The following is a 17,750-nucleotide window of genomic DNA, read 5'->3' as shown; positions in this document are numbered from 1 at the left end:
GGGTAATACCGGGCGCTGAGATTGCCTGACTATACCTCACCTCTACCTCACCTCTTGTTAAGCCCCCGCGCCAACCGATCTCCACCCAGCTGAATCACCGCCACCAACACCACCAGCAGCACAATTACCGTGAGCATGATCTGCGTATCAAAGCGCTGATACCCATACCGATACGCAATGTCCCCCAAACCGCCAGCCCCAATCGCCCCAGCCATGGCCGACGAGTTGATCATGGTCACCAGGGTAATCGTAAAACCACCCACAATCCCCGGCAGTGCTTCTGGCAGCAACACATGCCAGATAATGTGCCAGCGGCGGCAGCCCATGGCCTGTGCTGCTTCAATCAGGCCGTGGTCGACCTCACGCAAACTGACCTCGGCGATGCGCGCAAAGAACGGCGTGGCGGCGATGGTCAGCGGTACAACGGCGGCCCACACGCCGTAGGTAGTGCCGACGATCAGCCGGGTGAACGGGATCAGCGCCACCATCAGGATCAAAAACGGAATCGAACGGAACAGATTGACGAACGCTCCCAGCACGCGGTTCAGCGCCGGTGCCTGGTAGATGCCACCTTTGTCGCTGGTGACCAGGAACACCGCCAGCGGTATCCCCACCAGCAGTGCGATCAGCGATGACACGCCAACCATCAACAAGGTGTCGATGGCGCCCTGCAATAAACGTTCAAACCACATAGCCCAGCACCTCCACCTGTTGTGCCCAATGCCCGGCACGGTTGCGCAGTTCCTCGGCGTTGTGTGGCGAGCCATTTACCGCCAACAACAATTGCCCCAGTGCATGTCCCTGAATCCGTTCCACACCGCCTTGCAGCAAGCGCACGCGCCCGCCGAGGGCGCTGAACAGCGCGGCCAGGTCCGGTTCGTCTGCGGCGCTGCCGGTGAACTGCAACCGCAACACCACCGCCGCCGTCGACGAAGGTTCAGCCTGCAAGCGACTTTGCAGTTCGTCCGGCAGCCCGTGTTGCAACGGCGCCAGCAAAGTTTTACTGACCTCGTGCTGCGGGTTGCCGAACACTTGCCACACCGGGCCTTGTTCGACGATGCGCCCGTGTTCCAATACCACCACGCGGTCGCAGATATCGCGAATCACCGCCATCTCGTGGGTGATCAACACGATGGTCAGGCCCAGGCGCTGGTTGATCTCGCGCAACAGGCCGAGGATCGACTGGGTGGTTTCCGGGTCGAGGGCCGAAGTGGCTTCGTCGCACAGTAAAATCTGCGGGTCGTGCACCAGCGAACGGGCGATGCCCACGCGCTGTTTCTGCCCGCCGGAGAGTTGCGCCGGGTAGGCTCTGTGCTTGTCCTTGAGGCCGACCAGTTCCAGCAACTCGCGCACTTTTTGCTCCCGCTGCGGCTTGGGCACTCCGGCGACTTTCAGCGGCAGTTCGACGTTCTGCCACACGGTCTTGGCCGACATCAGGTTGAAGTGCTGGAAGATCATGCCGATGCGCCGACGCAGCGCCACCAGGCGGTCTTCGTCGAACTCACCGATGTCCACCTGATCGATCAATACGCGCCCGCTGCTGGGTTGTTCCAGGCGGTTGATGGTGCGGATCAGCGACGACTTGCCGGCGCCGCTGCGGCCGATAATGCCGAACACTTCACCATGCTGGATCGCCAGATCAATGCCTTGCAGGGCATGCACGGCGCCGTCATAGGTTTTGCCCAGGTTGATGAAGCGCACATGGGCGCGGTTCAGGTCCGGGTGCAGCTCTGTCTGCTCGGCGTCCCTGGGTGGTGTGCCCAGGTCGCGCAGTTGGGCGTGGGCGGCGGTCATTTTTTAGCTTCCCAGCCGACCTGGTAAAGCTTGCCGAGGGATTTATCCAGCGCGGCACGTACCACCGGCGAGTGCTGGTAAATGTCGACGAACTTGATCACCCGTGGGTCGGTTTTGCTCTTGGGCTGGATCACAAACTGAATCACGTATTCCGGGTGGTCGAGGCCGTCGAACAGCAGCGCCGACTCGGCATCGAAGGTCTTGGACAGACGGATGTAGGCCGGGTAGCCCTGCACCAGATCGGCGTCGTCATAGGCGCGCACCAGTTGCACGGCCTCGACTTGCAGGATCTTGAGCTTTTTCGGGTTGGCGATGATGTCTTCTTCGGTAGCCTTGTAGCCCACGCCCGGCTTGAGGCTGATCAGCCCGGCCTTGGCCAGCAATTGCAAGCCGCGACCGCTGTTGATCGGGTCGTTGGCAATCGCCACGCTGGCGCCTTGGGGCAGGTCGTTGATGGTTTTGTACTTCTTGGAGTACAGCCCGACGTTATTGATGATGCCCGGCGCGTATGGCACCAGGTCAAAACCGGCGGCGGCCTTGGCGTTTTCCAGGAACGGGATGTGCTGGAAGTAGTTCACGTCGATATCGCCGGCGGCCAGGCTGACGTTGGGCGCGATCCAGTCGGTGAACTCCACCAGCTCGACTTTCAGGCCTTGCTTGCCGGCTTCAGCGACGGCGGCTTCGAGGGGAATCGCGAAGGCGGCGGTGGTGCCGATTTTCAGCGGTGCGTCAGCGGCGAAAACGCTGGCGCTGAATAAGCCGAAGGCCAGGGCCAGTGCTTTGACTGGGTGGGAGAGCAGTGTTTTTTTCATAATCGATTTCCAGTCATAAGGTGTTGGTAAGAACAATGTGGCTCTAAATGTGGGAGCTGGCTTGCCTGCGATGGCGGCGTGTCAGCCACATATTTTTTGCTGACCCACCGCCATCGCAGGCAAGCCAGCTCCCACAGTTTTGGTTCAGTGTCGGTAGGTTGATCCGGTGTGTTGTTCGGGCAGGCGAGCGCCGGCGTGAAAGACCTTTTCGCGCAGTGTTCCCTGCTCATAAGCCGTCTTGTACGACCCACGCTTCTGCAACTCGGGCACCACCAAATCGATAAAGTCGACATAGCTTTCCGGCGTCACGATGCGCGTCAAATTGAAGCCATCCAGCCCTGTCTCGCTGATCCAGGATTCCAGCTCATCCGCCACCTGTTCGGGCGAGCCAACCAAAGTGATGTAGCGCCCACCCAAGGCGTGCTGCTCCAGCAATTTGCGCCGGGTCCAGTCGTTGTTCTGCAGGTTCTTGGTGGCCGACTGAATCGCGTTGCTCTTCACGTACTGGATCGGTTCGTCGATTTCGTATTGAGAAAAATCAATCGCGGTGGATGCCGAAAAGTGCGCCACGCCGGCCTCCGGGCTGGCGTAGCTCAAGTACTCGGCGTGTTTGGCCCAGGCCAGTTCTTCGGTGGCGCCAACGATCACGTTAAGCCCCATGAACACCTTGATGTCCTCCGGGTTGCGCCCGGCCGCGACGGCACTGGCGCGCACCTTGTCCACCTGGGCTTTGGTCGCGGCCTTGTTCTGGCCGCTGATGAACACGCACTCGGCATGTTGCCCGGCGAACAGCAGGCCACGGTCCGAACTGCCCGCCTGGAACAGCACCGGCGTGCGCTGCGGCGAGGGTTCGCACAGGTGATAACCCTCCACCTGATAAAACTCGCCGTGATGCTCGACCTTGTGCACCTTGCCCGGTTGCGCGTAGACCCGTTGCTTGGGGTCGTTGAGCACCGCGTCGTCTTCCCAGCTGCCTTCCCAGAGTTTGTACAGCACCTGCAGGTACTCATCGGCCTGGTCATAGCGGCGGTCATGCTCGACCTGCTCGGTCAGGCCCATGGCCTTGGCCGCGCTGTCGAGGTAGCCGGTGACGATGTTCCAACCGACCCGGCCACGGCTCAGGTGATCGAGCGTGGACATGCGCCGGGCGAACAGGTACGGCGGCTCGTAGGTGAGGTTGGCGGTGAGGCCGAAACCGAGGTTTTTGGTCACGGCGGCCATCGCCGAGACCAACAGCAACGGGTCATTGACCGGCAGTTGGATCGACTCTTTGAGCGGCACGTCAATAGCGTTCTGGTACACGTCGTACACGCCGACGATATCCGCGATGAACAAACCGTCGAACAGCCCGCGCTCCAGGGTTTGCGCCAGGTCGGTCCAGTATTCGACCGTTTTGTAGTGCGTCGAGGTGTCCCGTGGGTGGGTCCACAGGCCGTGGTTGATATGCCCGATGCAGTTCATGTTGAAGGCATTGAGCAGGATTTTTTTCTTGGCCATTCAGAGGGTCCCCCGCAGGGGTGGGTTTTCATCGTTGAGGTAGTAATTGCCCACCGCGTGGTATTTCCAGCGCACCGGGTCGTGCAGGGTATGTACGCGGGCGTTGCGCCAGTGGCGGTCGAGGCCATGCTCGGCCAGGGTCGCCTGGCTGCCCGCCAACTCGAACAAGGTGCTGCCGGCAGCCAGGGAAATTTCCGTGCTCAGGGCGCGCACTTCGGCGACAGCAATCGAGGCCGCCGCGACGGTCTGGGCATTGCTGTCGGCCTGGGCGCGGTCGAGGTATTCACCCGAGCGCTCCAGCAAGGCTTCGGCAGCGTGCAGGCGGACGCTCAAGTGGCCGAAGCTCTTGAGCGTCAGCGGGTCTTCGCTGGCCTTGTCGTTGCCGGCGTCGATCCACGGGCGAGTTTTGGTGCGCACAAAGTGCAGCGCGTCTTCGAAGGCGGCGCGGGCTATGCCGGTGTCGATGGCGGCGTGAAGGATCTGCGCCAGCGGGCCGACGGTGGTCGGGCGCGCGAAGGCGCTCTGGAACGGGATTACGTCCTGGGCTGCCACCCAGACGTTTTCGAACACCACCGAGCCGCTGCCAGTGGTGCGCTGACCGAAGCCACTCCAGTCGTCGATCACGCTCAAACCCTCGCTGTTACGGGGCACAAACGCCAGTTGCTGCACGCCGTGTTCATCCACCACCGAAGTAGGGATGCGTTGAGCGTAGATCGCACCAGTGGAGTAAAACTTGCGCCCGGTGATGCGAAAACCATCGCCATCGCGTGTGATGGAGGTGACGCGGTCGTGGGCGGTTTTGGTACCTAGTTCCGCCAGCGCATTGCCGAAACGTTGCCCGGCGAGTACTTCGGCGTACAGGCGTTGTTGCTGGGCCGGGCTGCCGTTTACGCGCAGGACCTCCAGCGCATAAAAGTGGTTTTGCGGGATCTGGCCCAGCGAGGCGTCGGCCTGGGCGATCAGGGCGATGACTTTGGCCAGGGTGACGTTGGACACGCCGGCGCCGCCATACTCCTTGGGCACGCTGATGCCCCACAGGCCGGAGCGCGAAAACACGTCCAATTCAGGCAAGGGCAGGCGGCGTTCGCGGTCGCGCTGGGCGCTGTCACGGCGAAAGTCTTCGGCCAGGTCGCTGGCGACAACAAGAGCTTGTTCGTCGCTGGTGATGACCGCGACGTTAGGGGAAAAAGTCATGGGTTTCTCCAGATGTCTGGTCGGTCAGATCCAGGAATGTCGAGCAGGCAAAGTGCCGTTCAGTCGATAGGCGCCGATGGCGTGATACTTCCAGCGCACCGGGTCGTGCAGGGTGTGTACGCGGGCATTGCGCCAGTGGCGGTCGAGGTTGAATTCGGCAAGGGTTGCGCGGCTGCCGGCGAGCTCGAAGAGCTTTTCGCTGACCAGCAACGACACTTCGGTAGTCAGCACCTTGGCTTCGGCCACGGCAATCGAGGCACGGGCGGCCGATTGCGCGGAGATCGGCGCGGCGCTGATGTCGTCCAGCAGCTTGCCGGCTTTGCGCAGCAGGGCTTCGGCGGCGTGCAGTTCGATTTTAAGTTTGCCGATATCGGCGATCACGTACAGGTCATCGCTGGCGCGTTCGACCTTGGCGTCGACCCACGGGCGCGAGCGTTCGCGCACGAAAGCGATGGTGTCGTCCAGCGCGCCACGGGCGATGCCGGCATCGATGGCGGCCTGGATCAGTTGCGAGACGGCGCCCTGGATATTCGGGCTGTCGGCGAGGCGCCAGTTGTCGACGACCAACTCTGCGTCCACCGGCACTTGGTCGAGCAGTACGGTGCCGCTGGCGGTGGTGCGTTGGCCAAAGCCCGACCAGTCATCGACGATGCGCAGCCCTGGCGTGCCACGGCGTACAAACGCCATGACTTGCTTGCCGTCATCGTTCAGTGCTTTTACCGCGACCCAATGGGCGAACAAGGCACCGGTGGAGTAGAACTTCTGGCCGCTGATCACATAGCCGTCATCCTTGGCAGTGAGGCGCGCCTTGAGTTCCAGGGTGTTTTTGGTGCCGCGTTCGGGGCCGCCATTGCCGATACGCCAGCCGTCGAGCACGCTCTGGAACAGCTGCTTTTTCTGGCGCTCGGTGGCGGTGCTTTGCAGCAGGTGCAGAATGCCGAAATGGTTCTGCGGGATTTGCCCGAGGGCCGGGTCCGCTGCGCTGATGATCGCGAACACTTCGGCCAGGGTCACGAATGACACTTGGGGGCCGCCGTATTCACGGGGAATCGAAATACTGCCCAGCCCGCTGCGGGTGAACTGCTCAAGCTGCGCCCAGGGCAGTTGGCGCTGCTGGTCGCGTTTGGCGGCTTGCAGGCGTGCGGCCTGGGCCAGCTCATGGGCCGCGCTCAACGCCTGGGCGTCGTTGCGCAGCACCGTGGCCGGCAACAGCAGTGGGGCTACGTCCAGATCACTCTGGGGGGGTGTTAGAGCCAAGTTAGACATCAGCGCCGCTCCTTGGCTGCACGTAATGCCCTGGCGTTATGCACCGGGGTAATTCTGACCATACCGACCTCGCATTCAATGAAATAGAAACAAAAAAATCAGAGATGTCCGGTGGTCCGGTGCATATACCCTAAGCGTGTTAAATCTTTAAATAAACTAACTTTTAGGAATATGCATAGAAGGGCTGTCACCCAGGTTCGCAGGGTGAACCGGGCTGACGCGGTTGATAGACCGTCGTGGCGCTGGCTGGCCGGGCCGGCGGCTGGGGCGCGCAGGTGGCGATGTTCAAGGTGCGCACCGGCGCCCAGCGCGAATTATTGCCGACGCGATCGAGAATGCAGTACGTGACGTCCAGGCGGCTGTCGTCGCCTGCTTCGATAATAATGGCCGACGGCACCCACACTTGTACCGGCAGGCCCACGCCTTTGGCCTGGATTCTCGGCAGGTCCAGGCGCACGTCGCCCCAGCGCAGGGTAATGGCGTCGCCCTTGGCCATGTTCAGGTAGGGCTGAATGGTCAGCGGGATACCGCGCCTTACCTGGCTGCCGTTGACGCCGTAGCGCCGGATGGTTTCGGGCAGGCCCACGGGGGCAAGGTTCTGGTTTTCACCGTCCAGCAGCGCAGAAGGGTGGCCACCGGGGTAGCAGGTCTTCACGGGCACCTGGGTGAGTTCTGAACGTGCCGGGCCGTGGCCGACTTGCATGACCTGATAGTGAACCCGTGCCGTGCCATCCTGAATAAAACTTTCGGGTACACGCAGGCGAGTCAGCGTGCCGACCTTGCACGCGGTAATCCGACGTGAGTCGGCAAAGCAGTTGTTCCAGAACAACTCGATCAGGTCGCCCTCGTCCATGCCAGGGTAAGGCGCGATATCCACCTGCAATTGGGTAGCGGCAAGGGCATTGATGCCGTGTCGATTCGCCTGGGGCAGGGTCGGGGCGGTGAGCGTGGCCTGGGGTGCGGTGCGCGTCATAAGTAATCTCCTTGATGCAGCCAGCAGCAATCGTTCCGGCGCCCGTGGCGCGATTGCGCGCGGGGTGCCGAAAGGAACGATTCAGTGAGTAGCCGGGATAGGATCCAATCCTCTGGGCGCTAGATAAGAGGGTTGGCTGGCAGTCGTCAATGGCGGCAAAAGGCTTAACGGCGAGTTGGAGCAGATTCAGAAAAGGCTGACGGGGCGGGGGATTTTAAGGTGGGTGTCGCGGGGAGTTTTACTGATGGGAACGAGGATTTTGTGTAGGAACGCTGTTAGGTGGGAGTTGGCAAGCCAGCTCCCACAAAAACTGTCAGTGGGCTAAAAACTTGCTCAAAAACTGCTTGGTCCGCTCTTCCTTGGGGTTGGCAAACAGCGCCTTGGCTTCGCCCTGTTCCACGATCACGCCTTTGTCGAAAAAGATCACCCGGTTGGCCACATCCCGGGCGAAGCTCATTTCGTGGGTGACGATGACCATGGTGCGGTTTTCTTCGGCCAGGCTGCGGATGGTCGCCAGCACTTCGCCGACCAGCTCCGGGTCGAGCGCCGAGGTGGGTTCGTCAAACAGAATCACCTCCGGCTCCATGGCCAAGGCACGGGCAATCGCCACGCGCTGTTGCTGGCCGCCGGACAAGCGCCTCGGGTACGCGTCTTCCTTGCCTGCCAGGCCGACCCTGGCCAAGAGCTTGCGACCGAGTGCGGTCGCCGCCTCGCGCGGCATCTTCTTGACCACGATCGGGCCTTCGATGACGTTTTCCAGCGCGGTGCGATGGGGGAACAGGTTGAAATTCTGGAACACAAAACCCACGTGCTGGCGCAAGCGCCGCACCAGGCCTTGTTGCTGGTTGAGCGGCTTGCTGCTGTCGATCTCGATATCACCGACCTTGATGCGACCGCTGGTGGGTTCTTCGAGGAAGTTCAGGCAGCGCAGCAAGGTGGTCTTGCCGGAACCGCTGGGGCCAATGATGGCGACCACTTCGCCTTCCTTGACCTCAAGGTCGATGCCGTTGAGTACCACCTGACCTTTGAATTGTTTGGTCAGTTTTTCAACCACGATCATGCTCAGGACTCCAGGTCATGCCGGTTGACCCGGTCTTCCAGGCGATTTTGAAAGTGCGCCAGGATGCTCGCCAGGATCCAGTAGATCAGGGCGGCGGACAGGTACATGGTGAAGATTTCGAAGGTACGCGCTGACACCAGCTGTGCCTGGCGGAACAACTCCGGCACCTGGATTGTGGCGGCCAGCGCCGTGTCCTTGACCAGCGAAATAAAGCTGTTGCCCAACGGCGGCAAGGCCGTGCGCATCGCCTGCGGCAGGATGGCCCGGCGCAGGGTCTGCGCGCGCGTCATGCCGATACTGGCGGCAGCTTCCCATTGGCCGCGCTCGATGGAACTGATCGCGGCGCGCAGGATTTCACAGGCGTAAGCGGCCATGTTCAGCGAAAAGCCGATCATGGCCGCCGGGATCGGATCCAGCTCGATGCCCACTTGCGGCAAGCCGTAGTAGATCAAAAACAGCTGCACCAGCAACGGCGTGCCGCGAAAGAACGACACGTAGACTCGGGCGGTCCAGCTTAGAAGCTTGAAGCGCGACAAGCGCATCAAGGCCAGGCCGAAGCCCAGCAACAAGCCGAAAAACATCCCGCCGAGGCTAAGAATCACCGTGTAGTACGCGCCCTTGAGCAGAAAGGGCGCGGAGTCCAGCGCGAGTTGGAAACCTGCTTCCATTATTCAGTGACGTCAGCGTTGAAGTACTTCTCGGACAGCTTCTTCAAGGTGCCATCGGCGCGCAGCTTGTCGAGGGCCTTGTTCACCGCGTCGAGCAGTTCTGGCTCGCCTTTGCGCAGGGCAATACCGGCTTCCTGGCGGGAGAAGGCATCACCGGCAGCAGCAGTGTCCGGGGCTTTCTTGGCGTATTCCAGCGCGGCCAGGCGGTCGATCAGGATGGCGTCGATACGGCCAATGCGCAGGTCCTGGAACTTGGTTGGGTCATCGTTGTAAGTCTTGATGATGGCTTTAGGCTGGTTGTCCTTGAGCCATTGCTCATAGTTGGTGCCCAGGCCTACGCCGACTTTCTTGCCGGCCAGGTCGTTGGCAGTCTTGATGGAGTCGACGTTTTTCTTCAGCACCAGTGCCTGGATACCCGACACGGTGTACGGCTTGGAGAAGTCATACTTCTTCTTGCGCTCTTCAGAGATGGTCACTTGGTTGACCACTGCGTCCAGGCGCTTGGATTCCAGGGCGGCGAGGATACCGTCCCACGGCGTGGCCTGCAGCTTGACCTTGACGCCCAGCTCCTTGGCCAGCGCTTCGGACAGCTCGACTTCGAAGCCGCTGAGCTTGCCGCTTTCATCGACAAAGCTGAACGGCGGGTAGGTGCCTTCCAGGCCGATCTTGATCTCGCCGGCTTTCTTGATGTTGCCCAACTGCTCGCCGGCGATGGCCTGGCCCATCAGACCTGCCCCGAGTGCCAAGCCCAAAGTGCCAACCAGCAACGTGCGACGCAATACAGAAATAGTCATGAACAGCCCCTGTGTTTTTATGTTGAGCGAAGCAGGTGACGCAGTAGTCGTATCCTGCCCTAAAGCACGATGCGCGTCTTCGCCTGCGGCGCGACTATAAAGCCAGTTTTTAAGACTTGAAAATAATATAAATTCTTTTTGATATTCTTTTATTGAATATTCAGGTGATCTAATGTGGGAGCTGGCTTGCCTGCGATAGCGGTGGATCAGCCAGCCCATCTGTAGCTGACGGACCGCTATCGCAGGCAAGCCAGCTCCCACATTTTGTTCCGTGTTCAGTCCGTTAGAATAGCGTCATACGCAAACAACGCCGGTGCCCCGCCGGTGTGCAGGAAAATGATCGGGCCGTCCTCAAACCGCTGACGCCCGATGCCATCAAGCAAGCCGGCCATGGCCTTGCCGGTGTAGACCGGGTCCAGCAGCAAGCCTTCCTGGCTGGCTAATAGCTTGACCGCAGCCAGGGTGCCGGCGTTCGGTTCGCCGTAGCGCGGGCCGAAATATTCGTCCCACAGGATCACCTTGAAGGCTTCGGGAATGTCCACGCCCAGCAATTCGGCGGTGCGTTCGGCCAGGCCCTGAACCTTCGGGAACTGCGCTTCTTCGGTGCGCGACACCGTAATGCCCACCACCGGCAGATTCGGCAGCACTTCACTCAACGCCAGCGCGAGGCCGCTGTGGGTGCCTGCGCTGCCCGAGGCCAGCACCACGGCGGCGAACTCAATGCCGCTGTCTGCGATCTGCCCGGCCAGCTCCAGCCCGGCGCGCACATAACCCAAGGCACCCAAGGCATTGGAACCACCGATGGGGACGAGGTACGGTTTTTTGCCGTTGCTGCGCAGGCGGTCGGCGAGGGCGTTGAGTTGGTCGTCGACGTTATCGAGGTTCTCGACCAATTCGACTTTGGCGTCGAACAACTCCAGCAGCAGGCGGTTGCCGTTGCCGAGGTAGTTGGGGTCTTCGGTGCCGGTGGGGTTTTCCAGCAGCGCGACGCAGCCCAGGCCAAGCTTGGCGGCCAGCGCGGCGGTCTGGCGCACATGGTTGGATTGGATGGCGCCGGCGGTCACCAGGGTGTCGGCGCCCTGGGCAATGGCATCGGCGGCCAGGTATTCAAGTTTGCGCAGCTTGTTACCGCCCATGGCCAGCGGCGTGGTGTCGTCGCGCTTGACGTAAATGTCCCTGCCCAGCCAGGCCGACAGCCGCTCGAGTTTTTCCAGGGCAGTGGCGCCGCCCAGCAGTTCCAGGCGGTTAAAACGGTCGAGCTGTTGTTTGATCATGGCGACGTACAGTGGCTAAGTGATGGGGCGACTATAGGCAGGCACTTTTCAACCGGCAACCGCCAATCGCTTATGCCGGATAGTTCTTAGCATCACACCATTGGTTCTTAAGGGCGGCCAGGGTGCATACCGTAAAGTGATGGCCATATCGTCAGGAGTGAATACCGTGAGTGAGCGTTCCAGCCATTGGCAATTGCAGACCATCGTCAGCCAACTGCGCAGCGCCCGGGATCAGTGGCGCACGCGCAATGGCCGCCTGAGTGGCGAACACGGTGGCCGCGAGTTGCCGTCCCGCGAGGCGGTGGCGCAGATTCTTGAAGCGTTGTGCGGCGCGTTGTTCCCGATGCGCCTGGGGCCGGTGGACCTGCGTGAAGAAAGTGAAGATTTTTACGTCGGGCATACCCTCGACGTCGCCCTGAATGCCTTGCTGGCCCAGGCTCGACTGGAACTGCGCTACGCCGCGCGCCAGGGCGCCAAGGATGACAGCGAGGTCGATGCGCTGGCCATCCGGCTGATCCAGGACTTCGCCCTGGCCTTGCCCTCACTGCGCAGTCTGTTGGACACCGACGTGCTTGCCGCCTACCACGGCGACCCGGCCGCACGCAGTGTGGATGAAGTGCTGCTGTGCTATCCGGGAATCCTGGCGGTGATTCACCATCGCCTGGCGCACCATCTGTACCGCTCCGGTCTGCCGTTGCTGGCGCGCATCAGCGCAGAGATTGCCCACTCGGCCACCGGCATCGACATTCACCCTGGTGCGCAGATCGGTCCGAGCTTCTTTATCGACCATGGCACAGGTGTGGTGATCGGCGAGACCGCGATCATCGGCGAGCGTGTGCGCATCTACCAGGCCGTTACGTTGGGCGCCAAGCGCTTCCCGGCGGATGAGGACGGGCAGTTGCAGAAAGGCCATCCGCGCCATCCGATTGTTGAGGACGATGTGGTGATTTACGCCGGGGCGACGATCCTGGGGCGCATCACCATCGGCAAGGGCTCGACCATTGGCGGCAATGTGTGGCTGACCCGCAGCGTGCCGGCGGGGGTGAACATCACCCAGGCGAATTTGCAGCATGACGACGGCGCGCAGAAATAGTATTTGAGCCAAACACCGATCAACTGTGGGAGCTGGCTTGCCTGCGATAGCGATCTGTCAGTTAAAGATTTGCTGACTGACCCACCGCTATCGCAGGCAAGCCAGCTCCCACAGGTTTAACCGCATTTCAAATTAGACCCGCAACCACTGAACGATTTGCCATCCCCGCCCGTCATACCAATCCTTGAGCTAGTGTAGGAATTGTCTACCGCTCGGCCCTGCGATTAGTCCCAAACCGCCTACCTATGTTTAACTTGAATGCTCGTTCAAGTTAAACCCGGTGGTTCGCTGCCCGCTCACAACAGGAGGCTTACCTTTGCTGAGTCCGTTATTTACAGCCACATCACACACCTTCGGGGTGCATCGATCATGAGTGCATCGTCCACCCCATCCAGCGGCCTGGTGCGCATGAATGCGCCGGTTTTCTACTTTGCCGCAAGCTTCATCCTGCTGTTTGGCATCACTGTCATCGCGATTCCGCAACAGGCCGGTGCCTGGCTGCTGGCCGCACAAAACTGGGCGGCCAACACGGTCGGCTGGTACTACATGCTCGCGATGACGCTGTATCTGGTCTTCGTGGTGGTCACCGCGCTATCGGGCTACGGCAAGATAAAACTCGGTGCCGACCACGACGAGCCCGAATTCAGTTACCTGTCCTGGGCCGGCATGCTGTTCGCGGCCGGGATCAGCATCACGCTGTTTTTCTTCTGTGTCTCCGAGCCATTGACGCACCTGGTGCAACCGCCTCAGGGCGCGCCGATGAACGCCGATGCGGCACGTCAGGCCATGCAGATTCTGTTTCTGCACTGGGGCCTGCACGGCTGGGGCGTGTTTGCCTTTGTCGGCATGGCCCTGGCGTACTTCGCCTACCGGCATAACCTGCCGCTGGCGCTGCGTTCGGCGCTGTACCCGCTGATCGGCAAGCGTATCAACGGGCCTATAGGCTATGCCGTCGATGGCTTCGGCATCATCGCCACGGTGTTCGGCCTGGGCGCCGACATGGGTTTTGGCGTGCTGCACCTCAACTCCGGTCTCGATTACCTGTTTGGCATCGCGCATACCCAGTGGATTCAGGTTGGCCTGATCACCTTGATGATGGGCGCCGCGATCCTCGTCGCCGTGGCTGGTGTCGACAAGGGTGTGCGAGTGATGTCCGACATCAACATGCTGCTGGCCTGCGCGCTGCTGCTGTTTGTGTTGTTCGCAGGCCCCACCCAGCACCTGCTCAACACCCTGATCCAGAACATCGGTGACTACCTCGGCGCCTTGCCGACCAAGAGCTTCGATGTGTACGCCTACGACAAACCCAGCGACTGGCTGGGCGGTTGGACGGTGTTCTACTGGGCCTGGTGGATCGCATGGTCGCCGTTCGTGGGCCTGTTTATCGCGCGTATTTCCCGTGGCCGTACCATCCGCGAGTTCGTCTTCGGCGTACTGTTGATTCCGCTGGGCTTTACCCTGGCGTGGATGTCGATTTTCGGCAACAGTGCCATCGACCAAGTGCTTAACCACGGCATGACCGCGCTCGGCCAGTCGGCCATCGACGACCCGTCGATGAGCCTCTACCTGCTGCTGGAAACCTACCCGTGGAGCAAGACGGTAATCGCCGTCACGGTGTTTATCAGCTTCGTGTTCTTCGTCACCTCGGCCGACTCCGGCACCGTAGTGCTGTCGACCTTGTCGTCCAAAGGCGGCAACGCCGATGAAGACGGGCCGAAATGGCTGCGGGTGTTCTGGGGCGCGATGACGGCGCTGGTCACCAGTGCCCTGCTGTTTGCCGGCAGTATCGACTCGCTCAAATCGGCGGTGGTGCTCACGTCGTTGCCGTTCTCGCTGATCCTGTTGTTGATGATGTGGGGGCTGCACAAGGCGTTCTACCTTGAATCGCAGAAGCAGATTGCCCAGCTGCATTCGCTGGCGCCGGTGTCGGCGGCGCGCAAAGGCCGAGGCGGTTGGCGTCAGCGCTTGAGCCAGGCCGTGCACTTCCCGTCACGGGATGAGGTGTACCGCTTCCTCGAAGCGACGGTGCGCCCGGCGATCGAAGAAGTGACGGCGGTGTTTGTCGAGAAGGGCCTGAATGTGGTGACTCAGCCTGATCCGTCCAACGACAGCGTCAGCCTGGAAATCGGGCATGGCGAGGAGCATCCGTTCGTTTACCAAGTGCAGATGCGCGGCTACTTCACGCCGTCGTTTGCGCGCGGTGGCATGGGTTCCAAAGAGATCAACAACCGCCGTTACTACCGTGCGGAAGTGCACTTGAGTGAGGGCAGCCAGGACTACGACCTGGTCGGCTACACCAAGGAGCAGATCATCAACGATATCCTCGACCAGTACGAGCGCCACCTGCAGTTCCTGCACCTGGTGCGCTGACCCACCGATCGTTCCCACGCTCCGCGTGGGAATGCCGACTGGGACGCTCCGCGTCCCGCCGCAGAGATGACGCAGAGTGTCAATGGATGCATTCCCACGCAGAGCGTGGGAACGATCAAATGCCCGCAAGCCCGCGTAATTAAAGGCTTTCTTAAACTTAATTTCATTCGTGAACTAAGTGTTTTGACTCCGAACTGTCATCTGGCCACTGCGTAATTGTGTGAAGCGTTTGACGCTTTCATTTCAGAACAGTGACGGAGACCGGTAACAATGAAGACGTTAATAAGCCCCATGGTGGGTGCCGCCATGGCGAGCTTTATGCTGTCCGCCCATGCCGATTTTATCGACGACAGCCACGCCGACGTGACCCTGCTCAACCGCTATCTCAACCAGCAAGGTCGTGACGTGGTGGGCAGCAACGCCAAGGCGCATAGCGTGCGGGATTGGGGCCAGGGTTTCGAGTTCAACTTCAAGTCTGGCTACACCGAAGGCCCGGTAGGTTTTGGCCTGGATTTGCAGGCGTTCTACGGCCTTAAACTCGACTCCGGTGGCGACCTCAACGACAAGGATCACCAGGGCCGTTACCCCGGCAGCATGTTCCCGCTGGACGACGGCAAGTCCGCCGACCAGTTCGGTGTGCTCAGCCCTACATTCAAGATGCGTTTCGCCAAGGATGAGCTGCGCGTCGGCACCTTGTTCGGCAACAACCCGGTACTGGCCAACACCGACGGCCGCCTGTACCAGCAGACCAATACCGGCGTGCAACTGGTCTCCAAAGACCTCAGCGACTTCACCTTCACCGGCGGCGATATCTTCAAGACCAAGATCCGCAACGAAACCGGCGACCAAGGCATGATCACCGCCGGCGGCACCAAAGAGAGCGACCGCTTCCTGTTCGGCGGTGCGGATTACACCGGCATCCAGAACACCACCGTGAGCCTGTGGTACTCCAACCTTGAGGATTACTACCAGCAGTTCTTCCTCGGTGCCAAGCGCCATGACGCGTTGTCCGTGGGCGCCATCGACACCGACGTGCGCGTGTTCCGCAGCCTCGGGGTAGGCGCCAACGCCGATGGCGATAAAGACTTTACCGGCGCCGGTCTGTATGGCGACGGCACCAGCAAAGGCCGCATCAACCAGACCACCGCCAGCTTGCTTGAGAGCTACAGCCTGGACGGTCACACCGTCGGCCTGGGCATCCAGAAAAACAGCGGCGACAGCGACTTTCCGTACCTTGATTCCGGCCTCAACAGCGGCGACAACCGCCAAGGGCCGGGCTCAGGCGCAGACACCCCGGCGCTCACCAACATGCAGTTGAATAAATTTCAACACGCCGGTGAGCGCACATGGCTTGCGCAGTACAAGTATGACTTCGGTAAGCTGGGCCTCAACGGCCTGACGTTCTCGGCCGCCTATGCCCACGGTGATGACATCCGCACCGTGCAAGGCACCACCAGCGAGTGGGAACGCAACATTGCCGTGGCTTACCAGGTACCCACCGGCACCCTCAAGGGCCTGGGCGTGACCTGGAAAAATGCCCACGCCAGCCCGGACATTACCGGTGCCACCGTCCAAGATGAAAATCGCTTTTATGTCAGCTATGTCGTTCCACTCTGGTAGGAAATTGCTGTAGAACGGAACGGCAGGCTTAAGCGATTCAGCTGGTTAAAAGGCCTGGGGATACCCTTATTCCCGGGCCTTATTTGCCTACGTCCAAGAGAGGATTCGATGACTTACATTGCTGCCGAAAACCGCTATGAATCTATCCCGTACCGCCGCGTAGGTCGCAGTGGATTGGTGCTGCCGGCACTGTCCCTGGGGCTGTGGCACAACTTTGGCGACAGCACCCCGATCGACACCCAGCGTTCCTTGCTGCGCACCGCGTTCGACCTGGGTATTAACCACTTCGACCTGGCCAACAACTATGGCCCGCCGTACGGCAGCGCCGAGATCAACTTTGGCCGTTTGCTGCGCGAAGACTTCAAGCACTACCGCGACGAACTGATCATCTCCAGCAAAGCCGGTTGGGACATGTGGCCCGGCCCTTACGGCCAGGGTGGTGGTTCGCGTAAATACGTACTGGCGAGCCTGGACCAGAGCCTGCAACGCCTGGGCGTCGACTACGTGGATATTTTCTACTCCCACCGTTTTGACGCCGACACCCCGCTGGAAGAAACCGCCAGCGCCCTCGCCACTGCCGTGCAACAGGGCAAGGCGTTGTACATTGGTATCTCGTCTTATTCGGGGGTGAAAACCCGCGAAATGGCGGCGCTGCTCCAAGAGTGGAAAGTGCCGTTGCTGATCCACCAGCCGGCCTACAACCTGCTCAACCGCTGGATTGAAAAAGACCTGCTGGACACCACCGATGAGCTGGGTGCCGGGGTGATTGCCTTTACGCCGCTGGCCCAGGGTTTGCTCACCGACAAGTACCTCAACGGCGTGCCGGCCGATGCGCGGGTCAACCGTCCAGGTGGCGGCTCGTTGCAGGCCAAGCACTTGTCCGAGGCCAATATCGCCCATGTGCGCGGGTTGAATGAAATCGCCAAGCGCCGTGGCCAAAGCCTGGCGCAACTGGCCTTGGCCTGGACCCTGCGAGACCCACGGGTGACCAGTGCCTTGATTGGTGCGAGCCGCCCGGAGCAGATCATTGAAAACGTCGGTGCGTTGAAGAACCTGAGCTTCAGTACAGAAGAACTGACGGAGATTGATCGGTTTGCGCAGGAAGGCGGGATTAACCTGTGGGAAAAACCGTCTACGGCTGAATAAGCTGGCACAACCCGGTCAAAAATGTGGGAGCGGGCTTGCTCGCGAAGGCGGTGAATCAGTCGACGAATCTGTTGGCTGACACTCCGCTTTCGCGAGCAAGCCCGCTCCCACATTTTGATCTTCGGTGTGGCAAATTCACTCGGTTGTACGCGGTCAATGTGGGAGCCGGGCTTGCCCGCGATGGCGGTG

General features: G+C 60.8%; 15 protein-coding genes. 4 read left to right on the top strand and 11 right to left on the bottom strand.

What is annotated here, in order from left to right; genetic code table 11:
• Positions 1-47: 47 nt before the first annotated feature.
• From K0H48_RS09455 to K0H48_RS09405, 11 genes are all read right to left on the bottom strand, one after another.
• The gene (locus K0H48_RS09455; protein WP_219267269.1) at positions 48-692 is read right to left on the bottom strand and encodes a methionine ABC transporter permease; all 645 of its coding nucleotides are present in this window, start codon (positions 690-692) and stop codon (positions 48-50) included.
• A complete protein-coding gene (locus K0H48_RS09450) occupies positions 682-1,794 on the bottom strand; it encodes a methionine ABC transporter ATP-binding protein (protein ID WP_219267268.1) in 1,113 nt (370 codons plus the stop codon). Before K0H48_RS09450 ends, K0H48_RS09455 begins: the two co-directional genes overlap by 11 nt.
• Positions 1,791-2,606, bottom strand: a complete 816-nt coding sequence (locus K0H48_RS09445; RefSeq protein WP_219267267.1) for a MetQ/NlpA family ABC transporter substrate-binding protein — start codon at positions 2,604-2,606, stop codon at positions 1,791-1,793. The genes K0H48_RS09450 and K0H48_RS09445 overlap by 4 nt, the downstream gene beginning before the upstream one ends.
• A 144-nt stretch (positions 2,607-2,750) precedes the next feature.
• Entirely contained in the window at positions 2,751-4,103 is a 1,353-nt protein-coding gene (locus K0H48_RS09440; RefSeq protein ID WP_219267266.1) for an LLM class flavin-dependent oxidoreductase, read from the bottom strand.
• A complete protein-coding gene (locus K0H48_RS09435; protein WP_219267265.1) occupies positions 4,104-5,297 on the bottom strand; it encodes an SfnB family sulfur acquisition oxidoreductase in 1,194 nt (397 codons plus the stop codon).
• Between the two features lie 24 nt (positions 5,298-5,321).
• On the bottom strand, positions 5,322-6,563 hold the full coding sequence (locus K0H48_RS09430) for an SfnB family sulfur acquisition oxidoreductase (protein ID WP_219267264.1): 1,242 nt from the start codon (positions 6,561-6,563) through the stop codon (positions 5,322-5,324).
• Positions 6,564-6,750: 187 nt separating this feature from the next.
• On the bottom strand, positions 6,751-7,536 hold the full coding sequence (locus tag K0H48_RS09425; protein ID WP_219267263.1) for a hypothetical protein: 786 nt from the start codon (positions 7,534-7,536) through the stop codon (positions 6,751-6,753).
• A 313-nt stretch (positions 7,537-7,849) separates the two neighbouring features.
• Positions 7,850-8,596, bottom strand: coding sequence for an L-cystine ABC transporter ATP-binding protein TcyN (gene tcyN / locus K0H48_RS09420; protein ID WP_056858176.1), 747 nt, complete (start codon positions 8,594-8,596; stop codon positions 7,850-7,852).
• 2 nt (positions 8,597-8,598) lie between these two features.
• On the bottom strand, positions 8,599-9,264 hold the full coding sequence (tcyL, locus tag K0H48_RS09415) for a cystine ABC transporter permease (RefSeq protein ID WP_017135731.1): 666 nt from the start codon (positions 9,262-9,264) through the stop codon (positions 8,599-8,601).
• Positions 9,264-10,058: a cystine ABC transporter substrate-binding protein gene (gene tcyJ, locus K0H48_RS09410; protein WP_219267262.1), complete on the bottom strand. Its 795-nt coding sequence runs from the start codon at positions 10,056-10,058 to the stop codon at positions 9,264-9,266. The genes tcyL and tcyJ overlap by 1 nt, the downstream gene beginning before the upstream one ends.
• A 275-nt stretch (positions 10,059-10,333) precedes the next feature.
• Positions 10,334-11,332: a D-cysteine desulfhydrase gene (locus tag K0H48_RS09405; protein WP_219267261.1), complete on the bottom strand. Its 999-nt coding sequence runs from the start codon at positions 11,330-11,332 to the stop codon at positions 10,334-10,336.
• Between the two features lie 166 nt (positions 11,333-11,498).
• On the opposite strand from K0H48_RS09405, the gene epsC reads away from it, so the two are divergent.
• From epsC to mgrA, 4 genes are all read left to right on the top strand, one after another.
• Positions 11,499-12,425, top strand: coding sequence for a serine O-acetyltransferase EpsC (gene epsC, locus K0H48_RS09400; protein ID WP_219267260.1), 927 nt, complete (start codon positions 11,499-11,501; stop codon positions 12,423-12,425).
• A gap of 408 nt (positions 12,426-12,833) precedes the next feature.
• On the top strand, positions 12,834-14,795 hold the full coding sequence (betT, locus tag K0H48_RS09395) for a choline transporter BetT (RefSeq protein ID WP_178112753.1): 1,962 nt from the start codon (positions 12,834-12,836) through the stop codon (positions 14,793-14,795).
• Between the two features lie 291 nt (positions 14,796-15,086).
• Positions 15,087-16,415: an OprD family outer membrane porin gene (locus K0H48_RS09390; RefSeq protein ID WP_219267333.1), complete on the top strand. Its 1,329-nt coding sequence runs from the start codon at positions 15,087-15,089 to the stop codon at positions 16,413-16,415.
• 108 nt (positions 16,416-16,523) lie between these two features.
• Positions 16,524-17,561: an L-glyceraldehyde 3-phosphate reductase gene (mgrA, locus tag K0H48_RS09385; RefSeq protein ID WP_219267259.1), complete on the top strand. Its 1,038-nt coding sequence runs from the start codon at positions 16,524-16,526 to the stop codon at positions 17,559-17,561.
• Positions 17,562-17,750 lie beyond the last annotated feature (189 nt).

Origin of the sequence: Pseudomonas sp. Xaverov 259, assembly GCF_019352915.1 — a bacterium.
Classification (GTDB): domain Bacteria; phylum Pseudomonadota; class Gammaproteobacteria; order Pseudomonadales; family Pseudomonadaceae; genus Aquipseudomonas.
The sequence above is the reverse complement of the archived record's forward strand: the minus strand, read 5'-3'. Positions and strand labels throughout refer to the sequence as shown.